This is a genomic window from Providencia sp. PROV182, from assembly GCF_028480325.1.
Classification (GTDB): domain Bacteria; phylum Pseudomonadota; class Gammaproteobacteria; order Enterobacterales; family Enterobacteriaceae; genus Providencia; species Providencia hangzhouensis.
Genome location: NZ_JAMPOL010000024.1, coordinates 32,674 through 55,333, shown reverse-complemented (window position 1 = coordinate 55,333; position 22,660 = coordinate 32,674). Strand labels below are relative to the sequence as shown.

Genomic DNA, 22,660 nt, shown 5'->3' with positions numbered 1-22,660 from the left:
CAGATCGTCATCAAACGATCTGAGGAATATTGCGGTTTGCGACTAACAAAAAATTCGCATGATCCAGATTATAGAAACTTACCCTTGAACAATATGGGTTCCCGTTTCACCGCGTAAGGCTTCTGGTAGCTTTTCAGGGGTGGTGATGATCACACGTTTACCGCCATTAGCAATAAACGATAGGCTAGCTTCAATCTTCGGTAACATGCTACCCGCTGGGAAATGGCCTTCTTCCATGTAGCGTTGCATGTCGCTAGTGCTGGTTTCGCCAAGCGCTTTTTGTTCAGGTTTGCCGAAGTGAATACACACTTTTTCGACACCTGTGGTGATAATTAAAATATCGGCATTGAGCTCTTTCGCCAGTAAAGTTGTTGAGAGGTCTTTATCAATCACCGCGTCAACACTTTTGTAGCCACCATTGCCGTTATCAATGACTGGAATACCGCCACCACCTGCAGCAACCACCACATAATTGTGTTCTGTTAAAGTGCGGATCGCTTGTGATTCAATCACACGTTTTGGTTCGGGGGAGGCCACCACACGGCGGTAACCGCGACCAGAGTCTTCAACAAAATGCCAGTTTGGGTTTTCTTGCTGTAATTGCTGAGCTTGTTGCTCAGTAAAAAATGCCCCAATCGGCTTGGTTGGCGCGCTAAAGTTTGGGTCGTTTTTATCGACTTCAACTTGTGTCACTACCGTAATTGCTTGGCGGTTATGGCGTTTTGCTAAGACGTTAGTCAAAGCTTGTTGAACTAAATAGCCAATTCCACCTTGAGTATCTGCCACACAGTTAGCCAGCGGTGTTAAAGGTAAACCTTCGGTTTCGTGTGCAATTTCTGCACGGCGCAAATCTAATCCAACTTGAGGTCCATTTCCATGGGTCAAAACAATGTTGTAATTACCTTCAAGCATGTCACTAATATGATGTGCGACTTCTTGAACGGCTTTTTCTTGAGCTTCGATAGACTGGCTGTTGTTATCTTTGATAATACTGTTGCCCCCGATGGCAACAACCACGAGTTCTTTCATTGTTAATATTTCCTGAGACAGAGATTTAGCTGATAGTAGGTGTACAGCGCACACCTACTATAAAAGGTTGGCTTAGTTACACTGACTTACTGAGTTTCTCAGATTTTTCAGCTTGTTGTTCTTCCACCGATTTCCGGCTATCTAAAAAGTGTTTGAGTACAAATAAAGCTGCCATCATGAGGTATGCGTAAACAAACATCAAGGTTGAACCAGTAGCAATTCCGACCGCTGGGGAGTGAATAATTCCGAAGAATACTAATATTGCTCCCGCTGCAGCAGCAATGGCTCCACGCAGTGGTTGGTTGAGGATAGCAAAGATAGCAATACAGCCCCATAACATACTGGCTAACGGCGCACCGTTACCTAAATGAACTAGACCTTGGTAATAAACACCTTTGTGTAGCAAGGTTTCAACACCAATTGCACTCGCAGAGGTGCCCGCCGCGCCCATGACACTATTAACCATCGTCAATGCCCAGTTAGCAATCCATGGGAATAGACAGATAAAGATAACGGGAACTTCAATTTTTGGCGTTTCTCGCACAACTTGGTTGGCGGTGACGACCCCGATAAACACCAGTATTGGCACGATAGCGGTCATTGGAATGATAGCTAACATAAAAGCGCCGATACCGAATAATGGGACGATAAACATAGTGATACCGGATGCTAGGGTATAACCCACACTAGCGCCCATGGCTTTCCAACCCGCATGGCCGACGTAAACAGTGACAGGGAATGGGTTACCCATAAAACAGCCAACTGTAGACGATAAACCGTTAGCTAACATGACCTTACGAGTATTATATTCATCACCTGCAGCATGCGCACTTTCAATATTTTCAAGGTCGAAGATATAGTTTGCTAAGCCAAGTGGTACCGCAGACGCTAAGTAAGGCAGAGCGTGTGGCAGGCCTTGGAAGAAGCTATCAATATGGATGCCCGGCGGGTTGAAACCAAATGATGCCATTGAGTCTTTGATTGCTTCCGCACTTTGCAAGCCAGAAACCCATGCCAATACCGTACCGGCAATTAGCAGCAATAAGCCAGTTGGGATGCGAGCAAAAATCGGTTTTTTACCAAACCAGTTAATGAAAATTAATAACAGCACAATGAATGAAACCGTTGGTGCTTCAAATGCTTGCAGCATCGGGTTCATCGCTAGTAACAGTAATCCTAAACCGGACAAACAGGATAACAGTACGGTGCGTGGGATCATCTTACGGATGGTTTCACCTAAGAAAGAACCACCGACGAGGATCATTGATTCGACAAAACACCAAACCAGCGCAATTTGGATCGCAAATTCAGCATTCTGTGTTGTTTGGTAGACAGGCATGATGACTAAGAACGTCACCGTAAAGATAGAAGGCGCACTGGGCCCTGATGGTAAAGCGGTGACATCATTGCGTCCAGTTTGCTTTATCATTTGCTGGCCAAAGTAAGCATAGCTCACGCTGGCAAGTAAAACAGCGAAACCAAAGGCTGGTGCGATACGGCCGTAAACAATTTCTGATGGGATGCCGACAACGAAAATCAAGAGACCCATCATGGTGAGTAGGTTGGTTAGGTTATTGGTCATTAAGCCAAAGTAGGCGGCCAAATCCCCACGTTTCCATTTGATATTTAGTATATTCATAAAATACTCCCATACCCGTCATACTTTGAACCGCAGCGTTGTTGGCTGCGTTCATTCACCCTAGTCACATACTTGTGTATGCTCCTAGGGACTCATTTACTTGCCGCCTAGCTGCAATTCAAATTATTTAGGGTATACCCCTACATTTTGAGTTACAGCACTGTTTTTCAAATAAAATTAATCAGGGTTCACGTTTTATTTTTATTGCCCAACCGGAGTTGGGCGTCTTTTTTATGATTGAAAACTAAGCATATTTCTGTGCGTAGGCCAACATGGCTTTTTCAAAGCAATCAAACGGTGGGTGAACAATACCTGCCCCAATCATACCGATGCCCGCATCTTTATGGGCAATGGCTGTGTTGATAACAGGTAAAATACCACTGGCTGAAACCTTCGTAATATCAATAGCTGTAGGGATACCCATAAAGCCCAGTAATGGAATAGTCACGTTCGGGTTCTCACCTAAGGTGATTTCACGCATTTGGCGAGAGAAATCGACCGCTTCTTCTACCGTACCGCCAACGAGTGCCACAATAGCTGGCGCTGTTGCCATAGCAAAACCGCCAATACCGTAGGTTTCTGTGATTGCGGAGTCACCGATATCTAAACCAGAGTCTTCAGGTTTGTAGCCTGCAAACATTGGGCCGATAACTTGCTGAGAAGGCCCTGTGAACCATTGATCTGGTAGTCCACTAATGCGTAAACCAAATTCATAGCCATTACGCGCCATGGTCGTGACAACAGTGCTGTATTCGATACCGTGAGCCGCATCCATTGATGCTTTACACATCGCCATCCACGTTGGGCCGGAGAAGTAATCGCTGCTTGCAACAAAATCAAATACTTCTTTTTGCTGGGCGACAGAGAAATCAGTTTGAATGATCCCTGTTGTAAGCGCTTGAATCAGTAAGGTTGTCCCTGCATTGTTGCGGTTATGGCACTCATCGCCCATATGCAGTGCTTGAGCAAGCATCAAACGCAGGTCGATTTCACCAACGATTTTCATTGCGTCGCGCAGCATTGGGCCTAATACATCACGCATCCAATTTAAACGGTCTATTACACTTTGGTCATTGGCACCCATGCGCAGGATTTTCGCCATTTGCTCACTGAGGTTAGTGAATGCACGGTTGCCATAGGTTTTATTTTCAACGATATGCATAAACATCGATGCTGAAGTGACACCAGCCATCGAACCTACACAATCGTGTTCATGGCAAGGGGAGAAAATGATATCCCCCGAGGCCGCAACACGTTCTGCATCGGCTAAGTCTTTCGCTAAGCCTTCAAAAACCAGCGCTCCCGTCACCGCACCTTTCATCGCGCCACACATATCTTTCCAAGCAACCGGTGGGCCTGCGTGTAGGATAGTATTTTTGGTCATGCCCGGAACCACATTAATCGCTTGGTCGTAACCGATTAACACAGGTTGAGATTGAATAATGCGCTCAAGCGCTTGGGCATTGGCGGCCGCAATTTTTTCTTGTAGTGCGGCATTACCTTCAATTTGGTCGAGGGCGCGGATAACCGCAACGTTGCCTTGTCCGGGAGGAGTCCAGTTTAAATGCGTAACTGGAACATGTTGTTTTTTTAGGTCATCACTGAACATTTCGATGCCAACATTGATGACATTTAATGGCTGCTTAAATAATGAAGTCATTATGCTTTCTCCCCTTTCCATACAAACTCACGCCCTAATAAACCGGTATTGGTGCTGCTACTTGCCCAGATAACGCCGGCATCTGTTAGCATTTTGACCTGCGCATCCATCGACGGTGTGTCTTGGTCAGTACCCAGCACATAGCCTAAAATTTCTAATTCACGCCCATCTTGTTTGGCAATATTCTTCGCTTCTTTAATTGCGTCGATCATCACGCCTACTGGGTCTTCGTGAGAACCAAAGCCCAAAACGAAGTCCATCATAATGACGCCAACTTCAGGGTCGCGAGCCTCTTGTAATAAGCGTTCAATGCGGTTGGTAGGGTCGATCATTGGGTGCGGTTTACCGTTGGTAAAGTCGTCATCACCAAAGTCGAGGAAAGTGTGCGCAATACTTTTGTTGAGGTCTTTTAAGCGATAATCAGGGTTTGGCTGAATATTGCTGTAAACATCATCGTATTTTTCCAATGCCGCAAACATGGCTTCATCACATAGCGTTCCACCACAGAATAAGCCACGAATATATTTCTGCTCAGGTTTCAGTTTTGCTCTGACTTCGTCAATAAGTGGTAAATTAAGAGGGTGTAAATCTAAATCTTCTTTGCGAATACCGGTTAATAGAACGGCTTTCAGTGCGGCTTCTTTGGTGCCCTGAGCAAAGGTTAGACCGGGTTTGTCTTCTGGTAGTGGTTGGCTACCTAAGAAACACACAACAACCGGTTTGTGGCATTTTTCCGCTTGTTCTAACACTTTTTTCGCAACGTTAGGAGCTGGTGGCTTAGAGATCAATGCGATAACTTGGGTTTCATCATCGGCATCAAGCATTTTCAGGGCGTCAATCATCATGATACCGCCAATTTTCTCGCTTAAATCGCGACCACCAGTACCAATTAATTGGGAAACCCCTGCGCCAAATTCGTGTATGCGGACGCTAAGTTCTTGACTACCCGTACCGGATGCACCGATGATGCCAATGCTGCCACGGCGAACGCTATTACCAAAGCACAGCGCGGTTCCATTGATAATGGCAGTTCCGCAGTCAGGGCCCATCATCAGTAAGCCTTTTTTGCTAGCCAGCTGTTTAAGTGCGAGTTCATCTTCAATAGAGACGTTATCGGAAAATAGCATGACATTGAGGTCATTTTCTAACGCAATGCGTGCTTCACGGGCAGCAAACTGACCATTTACTGAAATGACGGCAAGGTTGGCATCTGGGATATGTGTTTTCGCTGAATTAATGGTGGCGTATTTGGCTTCATGCTGCCCGCCGCCTTGGTTTTTCTTATTAAATAGATCTTCGATAGCAATTAATGTGGCTTCGTTAGCTTCATCGCTTGGGCCTTTAATGACAATCATTAAATCGCCATTTTTGGCCTCTTCCAATTCAGGTGTTAGTAACCCTAAATTACGTAAAACACCTTTGTTCATCTCTGTTGCCATTGCGACAAACGCTTGCTCAACATTGTCGAGTTGATTGGCTTTTGTTGAAATAGACATCAGTGATACGGAATCAAAATAGGTATTCTTTTTTATGACAACTTTAGTCGACATAGTTTTCTCCGAAATAATGGGTGATATACAGGGCATCTCGCAAGCCAAATAGCATGTCGCTGCCAGAACTCGACCCGATATTTAAAATCTCTAAAAATTGTGGATAAATATGTGTTTCTTTCGCATCAACTAATGATTGAATTAATTGCTGCATATTTTCGCGATATTCTCGGTTTAATGCTTTTTCTAATGTGATGGCACTGATAGGTGTCGTCTGGCTTAAGCTTTGGGTTATTCCTTGATAAAACTCAGGGTAAAAAGTGGCAGCCGGGTGACCGGTTAATAATAAAAATGCCATTAACCCAACTAAGTAATCATCTCCTGAAGGTGTTAGCCCGATACCTAATCCAACAAACTGGCGGATCACATAAATAATATTTTCTTTATTTTTCTTAATTATTGACTCAATCAATTCAGAGCGTAATTGAACCAATTGCTCTGTCATAGAGAGATAAAAAAAATTATCTCCCTGATATTTAAATAGAGAATTTTTATTTTCAGTTAAGATTAAATCCAAATTACTTATTTGTTCTTCGATATATAATAAATAATTTGATTTCTTTAGTTCGTTATCACTAAAGTTGATAACTGGTTGCCGCCATTCTTTACATAAAGAAAATGATATTAAATAATGACTACCAATCAATATTTCTTTATTCGATAAATTAATAGTCTCTCCTTCTTTAATATCGAAAAGAGAAAAGTCTTTATTGATTAATCGGCAACTATTTGGTGCATTATCTAATTGAGAACAAAGCAAAGTATAAAGTACATTATCAATAGAAAAGTTAATGGCTTTATTAAATACTTGTTCTACCGTTCCTTGGGGTTGTGGCTGATTTAACAGATTGAGAAAATGTGTATCAGCCGTTAGCCCGTATAACCTTTGCCGATGAGATATGGATGCGTTCACATGCCTCCTTATCCTATTTAGAGTCTATGATTTCGCTAGGCTCCAGCTGCAATCAGTAACTCAGCAATCTCGTTATAGCCTTTTTCACGTGCTAGCTCTAATGGTTTTTTACCATATTTATCAGTCATGTGAGGGTTTGCGCCATGGTCTAATAGCAATTTAACGATTTGCTGCTGTTTTTCGCCACCGTCGTTGAGTACGATAGCTTCTAATAGTGGTGTCCAACCTACAAAGTTGGTGTGGTTGACATTAATATCGGTTTTTTCAAGTAATTCACGAACAATTTCTACATGGCCTTTTTCACTAGCAGGTGTAATTCCCACACCACCAAAACGGGTCAATAAATCTAAATTTGGTTTTGCAGGCAAGACAATACGCAATAAAGTGAGGTCATTATTAAGACAACTTAATAAGAAAGGGTTAAAACACGTTTGGTCTTGTTTATTAATATCCGCCCCTGCATTAATCAGAAAAGAAACACATTCATAATGTTTATTTAGGCTGGCATTGACGATAGCTGTACGGCCCTGACGGTTGGTGGTATTAATATCTACACCTTTTTCAAGACAACTTTTTAATATTTCTAATTGTCCTTGTTCAGCGGCGGTTAAAAAATCGTGAGCGAGAGTACTAGCGGTCATCATTTTCCCCTTAGGTTGGTTTTTATTACCAACATAGATAAAGACAATTTAAAGGTGACTTCGAATATATAATGATTAGAGCATAGCAATTGTCATTAATAAAAAGAATCCGTTTAAATTTAATTCATCAATGAGGCGTTTGATTGTTGAATTAAATTCAATAATCCGGCTTTTTTGTGCGTGTGAGCATTCTTTTTAATCGTTATTTGATAGTTTATGGCTGTTTTTTGACCCGAATTGTGTGATTTTCTTTGTTAATTAAAATCGAAAATCATGATTTACTCAGTTCTGTGATAGACATCAAATTGAAAGTTTTTAATTTGTTAAATTTGTAATTTTATTGATCGCAATCGTATCGAATGTTAATACTTGGTTTGCCTATTTAATTCAATAATATTAGGTATTTCGAATATTAATAGTTACTTTAAAGGTGTGGTTTTTACTTGGCGAAAATGCATATCAAATTTAATCTATTCCAGTTGTTAATAATTCTGTTAAGCTATAAAAAAGTGCTCGAAAAATAATCTGATTTTTACGTTATTGAATTTTATTCACATAAAAATATAATTTGTCTAAATTTTAAACATTTTTGGCGGTGGGTATGAACTCAATTTTTACGGAAGAAAACTTACTGACTTACACAACAGCGGCGAAGTTTGCGAGTTTTAGTAAAGCAGCGGAAGAATTAGGCGTGACCACCTCCGCGGTGAGTTATACCATCAAACGTATCGAAACCTATTTAGATGTGGCGTTATTTATTCGTAATACCCGTAATATTGAACTCACCGAAGCCGGTTATTATTTTTACCGCAAAGCAACCGACTTGCTTAATAATTTCCATTCCATTCAAAAAAGTATTTATTCTATTGAGCAAGGTATTGAAGCGCGGGTACGTATTTGTATTAATCAGTTATTATATACGCCGTATCATACCGCTAGGTTATTGCAAATATTAAAAAAACAGTTTGCTACCTGCCACATTACAGTGACAACAGAAGTGTACAATGGGGTTTGGGATGCCATTATTAATAACCATGCGGATATTGCGATTGGCGCTCCGGGTACTTTGATGGATGGCGGTGGAATTGACTACACTGAAATTGGTGCGATTCACTGGCAATTTGCTATAGCGGCAACTCACCCTTTGGCGCTGATGCCAGAGCCCATCGCTGAGAGCCAGTTGCGTCTTTATCCAAATATTATGGTAGAGGATACCGCGCATACCATTAATAAGCGGGTGGGCTGGCTACTACATGGGCAAGAGGCAATTCAAGTTCCTGATTTTAATACTAAATGCCAGTGTCAGATACTCGGTGAAGGGATTGGCTTTTTACCCGATTATATGATCAAAGACCATGTTAAACATGGTTTGTTGGTAACAAAACAAATTCAGAACCCACGACAAGATTCCCATATGCTATTAGCCACACAACATTCAGCTACTGGGCTTGTGACGCAGTGGATCCGCAAAGAATTTGGCGAAAAGGGGGTTCTAGCAGACCTCTACAGCGATCTCCTAAAACCCATCAATTAGTATTATTGGCTAGCGACATCAAGGGCTTTATCGATGGCGTCAGGGATCACTGAACCGTGGTTTTTGCCGTCGAACAACATAAATTCACAGTGCCTTTGGTGGTTTGCAATTTCAGTGCAAACTTGGCGTGTGCTAATCCAACTTTTGCGCATTTGGTAATTTTTCACCTGTTCGGTGCTGAGTTTGGATAAATCAGGGCTCTCTTCTAAACCACCTAAAGTCACAAACAGGGGGGAACTGGCCTGTTTAGCTGTCAATTTTGCTAAATCCACCATACTTCCTTTGCCCCACCATAATGACGGGCTGGCAGAAACATAAAACTGGAAATCATCCGGCTGTTGTTGGTATGCCATCAAGGTAAATAATCCGCCAAATGAATGGCCAAATAGGGTTTGCTTGCTTTTATCAATAGGAAACCGTTGTTCTGCCCATGGGCGGACTGTGTCAGTTAAATATTGGTATAGCGCAGGGGAGCCGCCCCCTTGTTTAAAATCTTCACCGGCAACGGGTGGGGTATAGTCGTAAGTTCGCCATGCTTTTGGAAAGGCTTCGTCAATGGGGTAACCAATCCCAATAATAATCGGTAGTTTATCCGCTGGCAGCTTTTCAACTGCGCGATTAACCGCTTTGGGGTATAAACCATTGCCATCAAGCATATACAGGACAGGGCGTTGTGCGGTGACATTATAGGGTACCGCACTGTAAATGCGCAGCGCACGGTCACCGTAGGTCATATCCGTTTGTTGGATATCGTAAAATTGGCTGACAGTTTTATCCAAGGGTGGAATGGTTTGGCTTGGGCGGGAAAATGCGGAACTGGTCATACACAGTAATATGCCACTTAATATGATTTTATTCATTTATTGAGTCTATTTAAAGGTTTTGAGGGTATACCTGAAACAGGCATACCCTCAGAGTTAATTAGAAACTAACGTTAACGTTCGCCCAATAACGGCGTCCGTCTTCAACATCCCAGTTGCCATCAACTTTATCAATTTTAGGTCCTTTTTCATTACCAATATTTAGCACCGCAAAGTTCAGTTTAGTGTTTTTAAATAATTGATAGGTTGCGCCGACATCCATAGTGGTATAGCCACTACGATAGCGAGGCACTTTAGAACCATTACGTTGTGCTGCCCACACCTGTTTTCCTTCATAATGCGCACGTGTGTATAAAGTGAGATCTTCATTGAAGTTCCAATCCAATTTCGCATTAGCAATATGTTTTGGTGTTTTATCCAATGGATAACCTTTTAAGGAAATACCGTTACCTAATTTCTCATCATCACTTTTACGTTCGGAATCGGTGTATGTGTAATTTAGGTTGAGGTTCCAATCCTGTGCGATAGGAATACCTGTTGCAACTTCAACACCTTTGATGTTCGCTTTACCCACATTATCGTAGGTATATAACGTGAGGTTAGGGTGGTTAGGATCGGCTTGATTAAGTGAGTAGCTAGTTAGCTTGTTTTTGAAGTCGGTATTAAAGAACGTTAAGCTCGCATTAAAGCCAGATTCATGGTTATAGGCAATACTGATTTCTTCACTAACACTTTTTTCCGGTTTGAGGTCTGGATTACCGTAGATAATCCCGTTACCACCTTGGGTAGAGGTGCCATAGCCTTTACTGATTTCACGTAATGTAGGTGCACGGAAAGCTGAAGAAACGCCCCCTTTAATTGTGATCTCATCCGTCAGATAATAAACGGCATAACCCCTTGGGTTCCAATGGTTGCCATAAGTTTCGTGGTGATCTAAACGTAGTCCACCGGTTAAGATCAGATCATCCGTTGCGGTAAATTCATTTTCGACAAACAGTGCTGATTGATCGACTGACATACTGGTTTTTTCCATTACGCCTTTTGAGACCAAGGAGCTGTCTTTGAGTTTTGAGTACTGATATTGCCCGCCGACGGTTAAGATGTTGTCCGGCAGGAAAGCCACCACTTTTCCATCAACAACGGTATTGGTAATTTCGGGTACGCGGTCTTCATAACCGCCTTCCCAATGCCCTGTTGTTTGATTACGGTCTTGGGATTTTATTTTACGTTTGGTTTTTTCTTGGTAAACACTGAGCTCAGTATTAAAAGAATCCCACTCACCTTTATAAGTCAGAGCTGCATGGTTGCGGTCATTATGCCACTCTTCTTTGGAATTATATTGCTTGTCCCCACCACGAATTTCATATTCAGATCCAGATTTACCTGGTGTCGATGTTTTCTCTTGGGTGCTACGACCCGCTTCTAATAAGAACGTTTGGTTCTCTTGTGGTGTAAAGGTTAATTTGGCTGTTAAGCTGCGGTTATCACGTTGATGATGACCTTCTAAGATTTTATCTTCCTGACGGTAGTTACCACCACCATACAATTGCAGGCCGAGTTTATCTTGAATTAATGGGCCAGATAGGTAGAAGTTACCGTCGGTTGAATTACCGCTATCACTATTTTCTTGGATAATCGCACCCGTTGTGACGCTACCATGCCATTCATTGGTCACTTTTTTGGTGATGATATTGATAACACCACCCATCGCATCAGAACCATACAGGGAGGACATAGGACCACGGATCACTTCGATGCGTTCAATCGCTTCGACAGGTGGCATAAAGCCCGCTTCAAAACCACCGCTCCCATTTGGACGTGATTCACGGCTGTTTTGACGACGTCCATCGACCAATATCAAAGTATATTCGCCGGGTAAGCCACGGATATTAATATCTTGTTTGTTGGCAGCACCAACGATACTCACCCCTTCCACGTCTTTAACGGCATCGGCGAGGTCACGGACAGGTTTATTTTGTAATTGGTCTGCACTGATCACGGTCACACTAGCAGGAGCATCACGCAGTTGTTGCGAGAAGCCTGACGCACTGACGACCATGGTATCTGTTTTATTGTCTGCTGCTGTAGCGCTAAATGAAGATAAAGCCGCACAAACACCGGCGGCAATAAGGGTGTAGTGATATTGCAAAGTCATAGTTATCCCTAGTAAATATAAATGAGAATGATAATTATATTGTTTGCGAATATTATCACTAAAACATATCAAAAATAAATAATGAGCTAGCTAATTTATGAGCAATATTTGATCTCAGCTAAGAATTTTCACTTACGGTGTTTCCCCCCTTTTACCGTTTTGACCAAGCGTGACGAAAAATTAAGGCTTAACTTTGGTTTATGGTGTTTATCGGTGTGTAAATCTACTCTAGTGCCAACGTTCACTAAAAAAATTTGAGTTATATGAAACATACATTCAAAATTAGCCCGTATCCTTTGGGATATCCTCGTTAACCCAATGAATAATATTAAGTACTGGTAAAGAGATAAAAGCTGCCCGAAAGGCCAGCAATTACCAACGTACTTCGTTACTCTGTTAAGCACCGTATTGAGTTTATTAATGTTGTATTGATGAGGACAAAAATGAAAATCGAGACAATCAGTGGTATTAAAAAGCAAGCGGCAGCCCGTGACCAAAAATGAAAACTCCAAGTTAAGAAATCATAAATATAGCCTAATAAATAGGGGCGTCACATCTAAAAAAGAATGTCGATAATTGAGTGATTGATTTTTATTACGAGTAAATATTATTTAATATATTTTTAATTTTCACTTTCAATCTAATTAAGAATGATTTTGATTAAATTGATAATAAACATCAATTTAATGCTTGATTTGATTTGCTTTTAATTAGTTGTTTTATATCAATGAATTAATGGTTTTTTGTTGGGATTAATTTGATTGTAAATTATTAGCTATTGCTTTATTACATATAGTTCGTAAATATATAGGAAGAATTAATATTGATTTCAGAACTTGAGAGTTATTATGAGTCAAGATACCCATTCAGAAACACATAATCAAAAAACGACGAATGAAAAACGCAGAACAATATGGATGGTGATAGCCACAATAATTATCATTCTATTATTTGTAGCCTACGGTGCTTATTGGTTTTTAGTTTTACGCTTTCAAGAATATACCGATGATGCCTATGTATCTGGCTTGCAAATCCCGATAGTTGCGCAAACAACGGGTAATGTTACTCAAGTTAACTTTGAAAACACCGACTTGGTAAAGGCGGGTGATGTACTCGTTGTATTAGATAAAACTAACGCCCGCTTAGCATTCGAACAAGCCAAACATGATTTAGCAACAACCGTGCGCAAAACCAAAGAGCTCTATATCAATGGTGATGAGTATCAAGCGCAAATTCAAAAAAACCGGGTGACACTTGCGCAAGCGCAAAAAGATTATCAACGTCGTGTGGCTTTAGGCCGCAGCGGTACCATTTCGAAGGAAGACCTACAGCACTCCCAAGAAGCGGTGCAACTTGCTCAGGCAGCTCTGGATATTTCTATTCAACAATACAATGCCAATCGTGCATTGTTGCGTAATACAGAGCTCAAAAAACAACCAGCAATTCAGCAAGCGGCTGATAGCGTACGCAGTGCGTGGATAAACTTACAACGTACTGAAATTAAAAGCCCGATGACGGGGTATGTTTCACGGCGTAATGTTCAAGTTGGTTCTCAAGTCAGTCCACAGAGCTCTTTAATGGCCATTGTGCCTGTCCAGCCTGTTTGGGTAGATGCAAACTTCAAAGAAACCCAACTGGAAAAAGTCCGTATTGGGCAACCCGTGACGATTAACAGTGATTTTTACGGAGATGATATCGTTTATAACGGTACCGTTGTCGGGCTTGATATGGGAACCGGCAGTGCTTTCTCATTATTACCCGCCCAAAACGCGACAGGGAACTGGATTAAAGTCGTACAGCGCTTGCCTGTACGCGTTGAATTAGACCCTGAGCAGGTGGCGAAGCACCCATTACGCATTGGGTTATCCATGAATGTCACCATAGATATTAAAGACCAGAATGGCCCTGTTTTAGCGGAAGTCCAGCGTACAGCACCAGCATTTGAAAGTGATGTGTTGGTCTTAAACTTAAGTGATGTCGACCACATCATCGACACCATTATCAGCGATAACGCAGACTAGCTTGAAAGGAGCCGTTGTGGCAGATATTCAACCACTTAAGGGTGCAAAACTGGTATGGGCAACCATTGCGTTGTCCCTTGCGACCTTCATGCAGGTGCTTGATTCCACGATTGCTAACGTGGCTATCCCGACTATTGCCGGTGACCTTGGGGTTTCTATGTCTCAAGGGACATGGGTGATTACCTCTTTCGGCGTATCGAATGCGATTTCAATTGCCATTTCTGGTTACTTAGCGAAGCGTTTTGGTGAAATCCGTGTTTTCTTATGGGCAACGGCACTTTTCACATTATTTTCATTACTTTGTGGGTTTTCCGATAGCCTTGGTATGCTGATTTTATACCGCGTATTGCAAGGGGCCGTCGCCGGGCCAGTGATCCCGCTTTCGCAAAGTCTTATCATGCGTTGCTATCCGCCAAAAATGCAAAATATGGCGTTAGCATTTTGGTCGATGACGATTATTTTAGCCCCAGTATTCGGTCCTATTTTTGGTGGTTATATTAGTGATAATTTCCATTGGGGCTGGATATTCTTTATGAATGTGCCTTTAGGCATTTTCGTCATTATTGTCGGCTCAATTATCCTAAAAGGGATGGAGTCGACGGTTGTGAAAGTGCCATTCAATGTGATTGGTTTGGCACTACTTTCTGTGGGAGTTGGTTGCTTACAAGTTCTGCTCGACAAAGGTAAGGAACTGGGATGGTTGGCGTCTAATGAAATTGTTATCTTAGCCGTTGTTTCAGCGATTGCGTTGGTATTCCTCGTTATTTGGGAACTCACAGATAAAAACCCAATTGTCGAATTATCGTTATTTAAATCGCGCAATTTTACCATCGGAACGATTTCTGTCAGCTTGGCATATATGGCCTATTTCGGTGCTATTGTCTTGTTGCCGCAACTTTTACAGGAAGTTTATGGCTATACGGCAACATGGGCAGGGCTCGCATTGGCGCCCATTGGCTTATTGCCTGTGTTGTTCTCGGCTCCAGTGGCAAAATTATCTGATTTTCTCGATATTCGCTGGATAGTGACCTTTAGCTTTGTATTCTATGCAATTTGCTTCTTCTGGCGTGCATATACTTTTGAACCTAGTATGGGCTTTTCTGCTGTGGTTTGGCCGCAATTGGTACAAGGGATGGCAGTGGCTTGTTTCTTTATGCCACTGACTACATTGACACTTTCAGGTTTACCGCCGGAAAAACTCGCTTCCGCGTCGAGTTTAGCTAACTTCTTCCGTACCTTAGCGGGTTCAATAGGGACTTCCATTACCACAACGCTGTGGAGTGATAGAGAAGCCGTGCATCATAGCCAATTAACGGAATTTATTACCGATTACAATCCTGAATCTTTAGGGATGTATCAAGAAATGGCCGCTCATGGGCTGAGTACCGAACAGACTTCCGGTTTTATTGCCCAGCAAATTACTAGCCAAGGGTTAATTATTGCTGCAAATGAGATTTTCTGGTTATGCGGTTGGGTATTTATTGCGCTGATTATTACCGTTTGGTTTGCTAAGCCACCATTTGGCAGTAATGCGAAATAATTAATGGATGGGGCTACGTATTTTAGCCCCATCTAGCTTATAACTGGGATTTAGGGATCACATTCTCGAAACTTAGAGTGGGTCGGTTCGTTTCGATTTCTTTGAGTGGTTCGACTTCTTTAAAGGTGTTTAAGCAGCGTGTGACTAAGTTTTGATAATCTTTAGTTCCGCTGGTTTTCCAGGCAATTTCTTTGTCTGATAAAGCGCGCAAGACTTTGGCTGGAGTGCCGACAATTAAACTATTTTCTGGAAAGATAGCTTCAGCTTTGACGAATGCGCATGCGCCCACTATGGAATTTTCGCCAATTACGGCTCCATCCATAATTACACTATTCATCCCGACTAGCGCATTACGTTTGATATGGCAGCCATGCAAAATTGCCCCATGACCAATGTGCCCATTTTCCTCGACGATCGTTTCATATTGCGGGAAACCGTGCATGACACAATTATCTTGCACATTGGCACCATCTTTAATGATCAAGCGACCAAAGTCCCCACGTAAGCTGGCGTTTGGGCCAATATAGACATTTTTGCCAATAATAACATCACCAATCACCACAGCAGTAGGGTGCACAAAACTTTCAGGGCTTACGACGGGCGTAATACCATCGATTTGATAAAAAGGCATACAGGCTCCTGTAATGTGTATTTAGGCGGCTATATCTCTGAGTACTCCACCAAAGCGGCGATAATAAGCGCTGGATGGCTGAGGCAGTTCGCCAACCGTCGTTTCGCACTGTTCAGAAACATATTGGGTTGCCGCTTGATCAATGCGTTGATAAATATTGGTGCAAAGATGGCGAGCAATATGGCCTTCCCATTGTGTAGGAAGGAGTTCATCAGGTAATAACGGGTCTTTAAGCGTGACACGTCGGTAGAAGTGGATCAGTAACAAACGTAGCTGAAAGCAGTGTTCAGGGGAAATCTGTGCGTCAGTATTTTCTTTAAGGAGTAGTGCAAGTGGCCTAAATAAGGAAATAAACTGATGGTAATGCTCTGAAATTTCTTGCAAAGACCAAGCGTGTGAAACCAGTTCTTTGAGGTTTTTTTCTGAGCGGCTATAGGGGTAATCGGCATGAAAATAAATGGCATTTTCCGTGGCATTGAGTTCATTGAGTAATGTCGGTACATCACTTTGTGCACAGCTTGGTGCCGCCATGAGTGACGTGTTAAATTGCCCGAAACCGAGCCAACTCAGTTCCTTTTTTAGCCTAATTTTTTCGTCTTTATCAGCCGCTTCGAGGAGTAGTAAGTCCCACTTTCCATCCCAATCAGGCTGCCCTGCGAGGTAAATTTTATTTTCTGCACGGCGAAATCGACTTTGTCCGCGCTCAGAAATGCGGTAATAGCTGCGACGGCCGATTTTTTCTACATCGAGCCAACCTTCTTTTTGTAAACGGAAAACGGAGGTTCGAACAAAGCGGTCAGTAAAGCCCATCGGTTCTAACAGCTTAGTTAAGCTTCCTAGCCACACTTCACCACCACGATGGTGCAAAGCATCACCATAGAGTGAGCTAATGAGAGACGTACCACTAATGGGCTGGCTTGCTATTGCATGTTGTATGAATTGGCTAAGTTTATTTTCCATTTATATTTCATCTATAAAATTTATGTATCAGAAGGCTTACTGAATAGTAGACATAAATTTAAAGGTTGTCTTCCATTACCTGTTTTGAACACTTTCTCAGAGATTAAGGCATATCAGAGTAGTTCACTCCAATATGCCTTAATAATTTGAATTAAATCGCAATTCTAGTATCAATTACTCGTTCGGCTTTGCCTTGAGAACGAGGGATATCGCCGCAATTTACAATACTAATACGGGTGCTAATGCCAACCATGGATTTGATTCGGTGCTTTAAATGGTGGCAGATATTACAGCGTTCATCATAAGTGAGTTGTTCAGGGTGTTTGAGCTCAACACGGACAGATAAGTTGTCCATATTGCCTTGGCGACCAATCTCTAACTGATAGTGGGGAGAAAGCTCCTTAAACTGCATAATTTGTTCTTCAATCTGAGAAGGGAACACATTTACGCCGCGAATAATCATCATGTCATCTGAACGACCGGTGATTTTACCAATTCGACGCATATTACGATTTACCCCCTGCATAAGGTGGGTGAGGTCGCGAGTTCGGTAACGAATCACAGGCATAGCTTCCTTTGTCAGGGTAGTAAACACTAACTCACCATGTTCACCCGCTCCTAATGTTTTTAAGGTATTGGGGGAAATAATTTCGGGATAAAAATGGTCTTCCCAGATAGTTGGGCCACTCTCTCCTGAGTCTGCACACTCCATAGCGACACCAGGCCCCATGACTTCAGATAAACCGTAAATGTCTAACGCTTTGATACCAAGGCGGGTTTCAATTTCTGTTCTGAGAGATTCTGTCCAAGGTTCAGCGCCAAAGACACCTAATCTAAGTGAGCACTTACTAGCATCTCCGCCCATGATTTTCTCAAGTTCATCAATAATACTTAAGCAGTACGATGGAGTTACCATGATCACATCGGGTTTGAAATCCGCGATTAGTTGCGCTTGTTTTTCAGTTTGCCCACCAGACATAGGAATAACTGCGGCTCCTAGGCGCTCCGCACCATAGTGGGCACCTAGGCCTCCGGTGAATAAACCATAGCCGTAAGCAACATGGACTTTATCGCCTCGGACAGTGCCTGCTGAACGTAAACTACGTGCGATCAGGTCAGCCCAGTTATCGATATCTCGTTGGGTGTAACCCACCACCGTTGGGCGGCCAGTCGTTCCCGAAGAGGCGTGAATACGGATGATTTGGTCCATTGGCACGGCAAAGGTGCTAAATGGGTAGTTTTCACGTAAATCCTGTTTGGTCGTGTAAGGGAATTTTTCGATATCACTCAGTTGTTTGAAATCGTCAGGGTGTACACCCGCATCATCGAATTTTTTACGATACATGGGGACGTTTTCATAGGCGTGAGTGAGTGTCCACTTCATTCTAGAGTACTGTAAAGACTCGATCTCATCCCGCGATGCAAATTCAATTGGGTCGATGCTATCTTGTATATTGCTCATAATTGCCTGTCCTCATAATTATTATGGTCACCAGTTCACGTGAATAAATGACGTTTCTGGTATTTGCCTGAGCAGGTGTCGGGTTTTCAGGCTGCTTTTATTTGTATTAAGACGTTGTTCAGACTCGTTCAATAATCATTGCTATGCCTTGCCCAACACCAATACACATAGTGCAGAGCGCATAACGACCTTGTTTCCGATGAAGTTCATTAATCGCAGCAATAACAAGCCTTGCTCCACTCATTCCAAGTGGATGGCCTAGCGAAATGGCTCCCCCGTTAGGGTTAACGTGTGAGGCATCATCAGGTAAACCAAGCCCCCTTAAAACGGCGAGTGCTTGAGCGGCAAAGGCTTCGTTTAGTTCAATAACATCCATTTGTTCGATGGTGAGCCCTGCCATTTTTAATACTTTTTGCGAGGCAGGAAGTGGACCGATCCCCATCAATCTTGGCTCAACGCCGCAAGTGGCTGTAGCGATGATACGAGCCCGTGGTGTTAGCCCTTGCTGCTTGGCAATAGTGTTGGATGCGATAATCAGTGCGGCAGCTCCATCATTAACACCAGAAGCATTACCTGCTGTTACAGTCCCGTTATCGCGAAACGGGGTTTTTAGTTTTTGTAATTGTTCAAATGTCGTTTCTGCTCTTGGATGCTCGTCTTCACTGACGACGTATTCATTTTTACGTTGTTTAACCGTGACAGGGATGATTTCTTGCGCAAAAATACCGTTAACTTTGGCAGTTTCAGTACGCTGTTGACTGCGTAATGCAAAAGCATCTTGGTCTTCACGGCTAATTTGGTAGGTTTCAGCCACATTTTCCGCAGTTTCTGGCATCGAATCTGTGGAAAACTGTTGTTCCATCAGCGGGTTGATAAAGCGCCAGCCAATAGTGGTATCAAATACTTGCGCTTGGCGTGAGAATGCAGATTCTTGTTTGCCCATGACAAACGGCGCTCGGCTCATGGACTCGACGCCTCCGGCAATCATGAGCCCGGACTCACCAGATTTGATACTTCTTGCCGCTAATGCAATGGCATCTAGCCCAGAACCACATAGGCGGTTAATGGTGGTACCAGAAACTGAAACAGGGAGCCCGGATAACAGTCCTGCCATGCGAGCTACATTACGGTTGTCTTCTCCTGCTTGGTTTGCGCAACCTAAAATGATGTCGTCAGTTAATGACCAATCGAGTTGCGGGTGCCTTTCCATTAAGGCTTTTAATGGTACTGTGGCAAGGTCATCAGGACGTAATGGTGATAAAGCGCCACCGTAACGGCCAATTGGGGTGCGGACACCATCACAAATAAACGCATCTATCATGATTGTTCTCCTGTTAAACGATGGCCTAACCGATGAGAGCGACCGTGAAATAGAGCGAGTGTTTTGCCATCTTGGTTAGTTATCTCGACTTCATATAAGCCGTTACGTTTGCCTTGGTGTTTCATCGTGGCAGTGGCAGTCAGTAAGTCACCTTCAAAACCGGGACGAATAAAATCAATGGAACACATTGAGGCAACAGCGGCATGCCCTTGGCTATTACAGGCGTAGGCAAATGCAGTGTCGGCAAGGCTAAATAATTGCCCGCCGTGGCAGGTTTTATGGCCATTAAGCATTTGTGCTGTGATAGGCATCTTCAATTGCGCAAAGCCTTCTTCGACTTTTTCAATGGACATACCCATAGCTTTTGCACATGCATCATCACGGTACATAATGTGAGCTGATTGCTGGGCCAGCGTATCGTTTGGCAGTGAAATCATGGTTGCTCCTTGAAAGATAAAGATTGATAACCGGCTGCTAATTGCCTTAAAAGTGGGTTTGGCCGATAACGGCTGTCGCCATAAAACTCTGCTAAATTTTCAAGTACGGACAGCACGCGTTGCCAGCCAAGTTGCATCCCCCAAGCGAGTGGGCCTTTGGGGTAATTCACACCAAAACACATGGCATTATCGGTATCTAACGCAGTTGCTATTCCCTTATTGACGATATCTAACGCCTCATTGCACAACATCGCGACCGTTCTCATGGTTAACAGCGCAGGGTAGTCTGGTAATACAATCACGTGTTTGCCTAATGATTGAAAAAATGCGATTGCTTGTTGGTTTTGCTGCGTATTATTTTGTGCTGCACAGCTTATCGTGATGGCTTTTGCTGTAAGGTAATTTGCTGACAAATCAAAATGTACGACCGCTTGTTTTTGTATTTGCGCATGTGATGATGCCAATTCACCATTCGTTAACATAATAATAACGTCATTAACAATAAGTGTTGGGAATTGTTCGGAATGTTGTGTTAATCCTTCGAGAGAGATCCCATTTTCAGTTAAAAGCTGCGCAAACTCAGGAAATATCTGCCAATCGCCATGAGCTTTTATGTTTAGAGGCTGGTCAAGGTGAATTTTTTCTGCGACTAAAGGTAAAGGCTGGGGTTTATTATCATCATAATGATAAAATCCTTGCTTCGATTTACGGCCTAAATGACCCGCTTGGACTAATTCCAATTGCATTAATGAGGTTTGAAAGCGTGGGTCATACCCAAAGGCCTGAAATACCGATTCAGTCACCGCATAGTTCACATCATGACCAATTAAATCTGTTAGTTGTAATGGCCCCATAGCGAAACCACCGGCGTCACGTATGGCGCTGTCTAATGTGGCAGGGGACGCAATTTGTTCTTCAAGGGCGCGCATTGTTTCTGCGTAAAAAGGCCGAGCTACGCGGTTGACAATAAAACCGGGGGTGGAACGGCAAATCACAGGCACTTTTCCAAATGATAGCGTCAATTCTTTTAGCTGTTTTATCACCGTATCTGATGTTTCTAGTCCGCGGATCACTTCAACCAATTTCATCACGGGAGCAGGATTAAAAAAGTGTAACCCTGCAAGACGCTCTGGATGAGTTAATTGTCTACCGATTGCGGTAATTGATAACGATGAAGTATTACTAGCAAAAATGGTTTTTTCGTTACAAATGCCTTCAAGTTCACTGAAAATGGTTTGCTTTACCTCAAGTTTTTCAGCAACAGCTTCTATTACCAATTGTGCTTCTGAGAGCTCAGGTAAACTTTGCGCAACGCTAATGCAGTTAAGCAGTTCTTTTGTTGCTACAGCTTGGGCTTTTCCTTGCTCCACGCGCTTATTGAGCCGTTGAGTCATTTCGGTAAGGGAGTGACGTAAAACCTCTTGGTTAACATCAAACAACAAGACACGTAAACCCGCGCTCGCGGCAACTTGCGCAATACCAATACCCATAGTGCCTGCGCCAATAACGGCGACGGTATTGATGGCTAAATTCAAAGGTAAGGTCATGATTATCTTCCTTTAAACTGTGGTTCACGTTTATTTAAAAAAGCACTAACTCCTTCGCGATAATCTTCACTTCTCCCGCCAAGGCGCTGTAAGTCGCGCTCAAGGTTGAGTTGCTCATCAAGAGTATTAGTTGCCGCGGCATAAATGGCTTTTTTGATAAGCCCTAAGCCATAAGTGGGTTGGGTCGCAAGGTGTTGCGCAAGCTGTTGAGTGGTATTAGTGAGTTCTTCATTTTCAGTGACTTGCCAAATCATTCCCCACTGTAATGCTTGCTCCGCACTTATTTTATCGCCTAATAATGCCATCCCCATTGCCCGTGCATGGCCGACTAATTGAGGTAAAAACCAACTCCCCCCTGAGTCAGGAACCAAGCCAAGGCGGCAAAAAGATTGAATAAAACTGGCACTTTTTGCGGCAATGACAATATCACCAGCGAGTGCAATGGCGGCGCCTGCACCCGCTGCAACACCATTGACCGCACAAATAATTGGTTTTGGTAATGCGGTTAGGCGACGGATCAAGGGGTTATAATAAGTTTCAACAGAGAAACCGAGATCAGGAACTTCACTACCTACGCTCACATTGCGATCATTCAGATCTTGTCCGGCACAAAATCCACGGCCTGCGCCAGTGATCACTAAACAGCGTACGGTTTCATCGCGTTCTGCTATTTTGATTGCTTCACTGAGCTGACGATGCATTTCATCGTTAAAACTATTCAGCCTATCGGGGCGGTTGAGAGTGACGGTGAGAACCCCATTTTCTAAAGTAGTGAGGATCATTGCTTCATTGGTCATGA

At 42.9% G+C, this 22,660-nt stretch carries 18 protein-coding genes; 3 read left to right on the top strand and 15 right to left on the bottom strand.

Annotated elements, in window-relative coordinates; all coding sequences use genetic code 11:
• Positions 1 to 78: 78 nt before the first annotated feature.
• The 6 genes from PR834_RS16785 to PR834_RS16760 all read right to left on the bottom strand — a co-directional run bounded on the left by PR834_RS16785 (position 79) and on the right by PR834_RS16760 (position 7,432).
• The gene (locus PR834_RS16785; protein WP_004262965.1) at positions 79 to 1,029 is read right to left on the bottom strand and encodes a carbamate kinase family protein; all 951 of its coding nucleotides are present in this window, start codon (positions 1,027 to 1,029) and stop codon (positions 79 to 81) included.
• A gap of 76 nt (positions 1,030 to 1,105) precedes the next feature.
• Complete coding sequence (locus PR834_RS16780; RefSeq protein WP_004262962.1) at positions 1,106 to 2,668, bottom strand: hypothetical protein; 1,563 nt, start codon at positions 2,666 to 2,668, stop codon at positions 1,106 to 1,108.
• 244 nt (positions 2,669 to 2,912) lie between these two features.
• Positions 2,913 to 4,328, bottom strand: coding sequence for a DUF1116 domain-containing protein (locus PR834_RS16775; RefSeq protein ID WP_272525048.1), 1,416 nt, complete (start codon positions 4,326 to 4,328; stop codon positions 2,913 to 2,915).
• Complete coding sequence (gene fdrA, locus PR834_RS16770; RefSeq protein WP_004262956.1) at positions 4,328 to 5,878, bottom strand: acyl-CoA synthetase FdrA; 1,551 nt, start codon at positions 5,876 to 5,878, stop codon at positions 4,328 to 4,330. The genes PR834_RS16775 and fdrA overlap by 1 nt, the downstream gene beginning before the upstream one ends.
• Positions 5,868 to 6,791 carry a DUF2877 domain-containing protein gene (locus PR834_RS16765; RefSeq protein ID WP_272525047.1) on the bottom strand — a complete coding sequence of 308 codons (924 nt, stop codon included), beginning with the start codon at positions 6,789 to 6,791 and terminating at the stop codon, positions 5,868 to 5,870. Before PR834_RS16765 ends, fdrA begins: the two co-directional genes overlap by 11 nt.
• 35 nt (positions 6,792 to 6,826) lie before the next feature.
• Positions 6,827 to 7,432, bottom strand: a complete 606-nt coding sequence (locus PR834_RS16760) for an ankyrin repeat domain-containing protein (RefSeq protein ID WP_036958612.1) — start codon at positions 7,430 to 7,432, stop codon at positions 6,827 to 6,829.
• 601 nt (positions 7,433 to 8,033) lie between these two features.
• On the opposite strand from PR834_RS16760, the gene PR834_RS16755 reads away from it, so the two are divergent.
• Entirely contained in the window at positions 8,034 to 8,966 is a 933-nt protein-coding gene (locus tag PR834_RS16755; protein ID WP_004262950.1) for a LysR substrate-binding domain-containing protein, read from the top strand.
• A gap of 2 nt (positions 8,967 to 8,968) precedes the next feature.
• Here PR834_RS16755 and PR834_RS16750 read toward each other — a convergent pair whose 3' ends face one another.
• Together PR834_RS16750 and PR834_RS16745 are read right to left on the bottom strand one after the other, a co-directional pair.
• Positions 8,969 to 9,826, bottom strand: coding sequence for an alpha/beta hydrolase (locus tag PR834_RS16750; protein ID WP_272525046.1), 858 nt, complete (start codon positions 9,824 to 9,826; stop codon positions 8,969 to 8,971).
• Positions 9,827 to 9,887: 61 nt separating this feature from the next.
• Positions 9,888 to 11,942 carry a TonB-dependent receptor domain-containing protein gene (locus PR834_RS16745; protein ID WP_110592703.1) on the bottom strand — a complete coding sequence of 685 codons (2,055 nt, stop codon included), beginning with the start codon at positions 11,940 to 11,942 and terminating at the stop codon, positions 9,888 to 9,890.
• An 848-nt stretch (positions 11,943 to 12,790) separates the two neighbouring features.
• On the opposite strand from PR834_RS16745, the gene emrA reads away from it, so the two are divergent.
• Positions 12,791 to 13,963: a multidrug efflux MFS transporter periplasmic adaptor subunit EmrA gene (emrA, locus tag PR834_RS16740; protein WP_004262941.1), complete on the top strand. Its 1,173-nt coding sequence runs from the start codon at positions 12,791 to 12,793 to the stop codon at positions 13,961 to 13,963.
• Positions 13,964 to 13,979: 16 nt separating this feature from the next.
• The gene (locus tag PR834_RS16735) at positions 13,980 to 15,503 is read left to right on the top strand and encodes a DHA2 family efflux MFS transporter permease subunit (protein WP_094960846.1); all 1,524 of its coding nucleotides are present in this window, start codon (positions 13,980 to 13,982) and stop codon (positions 15,501 to 15,503) included.
• Between the two features lie 37 nt (positions 15,504 to 15,540).
• Here the strand turns inward: PR834_RS16735 and paaY are convergent, their stop codons facing one another.
• The 7 genes from paaY to paaG all read right to left on the bottom strand — a co-directional run bounded on the left by paaY (position 15,541) and on the right by paaG (position 22,658).
• Positions 15,541 to 16,134 (bottom strand): phenylacetic acid degradation protein PaaY, encoded by a 594-nt coding sequence (gene paaY / locus PR834_RS16730; RefSeq protein WP_004262936.1) that lies wholly within the window; start codon positions 16,132 to 16,134, stop codon positions 15,541 to 15,543.
• A 21-nt stretch (positions 16,135 to 16,155) separates the two neighbouring features.
• Complete coding sequence (gene paaX, locus PR834_RS16725; RefSeq protein WP_004262932.1) at positions 16,156 to 17,094, bottom strand: phenylacetic acid degradation operon negative regulatory protein PaaX; 939 nt, start codon at positions 17,092 to 17,094, stop codon at positions 16,156 to 16,158.
• A gap of 151 nt (positions 17,095 to 17,245) precedes the next feature.
• Positions 17,246 to 18,556 (bottom strand): phenylacetate--CoA ligase PaaK, encoded by a 1,311-nt coding sequence (gene paaK, locus PR834_RS16720; protein ID WP_094960845.1) that lies wholly within the window; start codon positions 18,554 to 18,556, stop codon positions 17,246 to 17,248.
• A 118-nt stretch (positions 18,557 to 18,674) separates the two neighbouring features.
• Positions 18,675 to 19,877 carry a 3-oxoadipyl-CoA thiolase gene (pcaF, locus tag PR834_RS16715; RefSeq protein WP_196724733.1) on the bottom strand — a complete coding sequence of 401 codons (1,203 nt, stop codon included), beginning with the start codon at positions 19,875 to 19,877 and terminating at the stop codon, positions 18,675 to 18,677.
• The gene (paaI, locus tag PR834_RS16710; RefSeq protein WP_004262926.1) at positions 19,874 to 20,314 is read right to left on the bottom strand and encodes a hydroxyphenylacetyl-CoA thioesterase PaaI; all 441 of its coding nucleotides are present in this window, start codon (positions 20,312 to 20,314) and stop codon (positions 19,874 to 19,876) included. Before paaI ends, pcaF begins: the two co-directional genes overlap by 4 nt.
• Positions 20,311 to 21,861, bottom strand: coding sequence for a 3-hydroxyacyl-CoA dehydrogenase (locus tag PR834_RS16705; protein ID WP_196724734.1), 1,551 nt, complete (start codon positions 21,859 to 21,861; stop codon positions 20,311 to 20,313). The genes paaI and PR834_RS16705 overlap by 4 nt, the downstream gene beginning before the upstream one ends.
• Before the next feature lie 2 nt (positions 21,862 to 21,863).
• Complete coding sequence (gene paaG, locus PR834_RS16700) at positions 21,864 to 22,658, bottom strand: 2-(1,2-epoxy-1,2-dihydrophenyl)acetyl-CoA isomerase PaaG (protein WP_136134118.1); 795 nt, start codon at positions 22,656 to 22,658, stop codon at positions 21,864 to 21,866.
• Positions 22,659 to 22,660 lie beyond the last annotated feature (2 nt).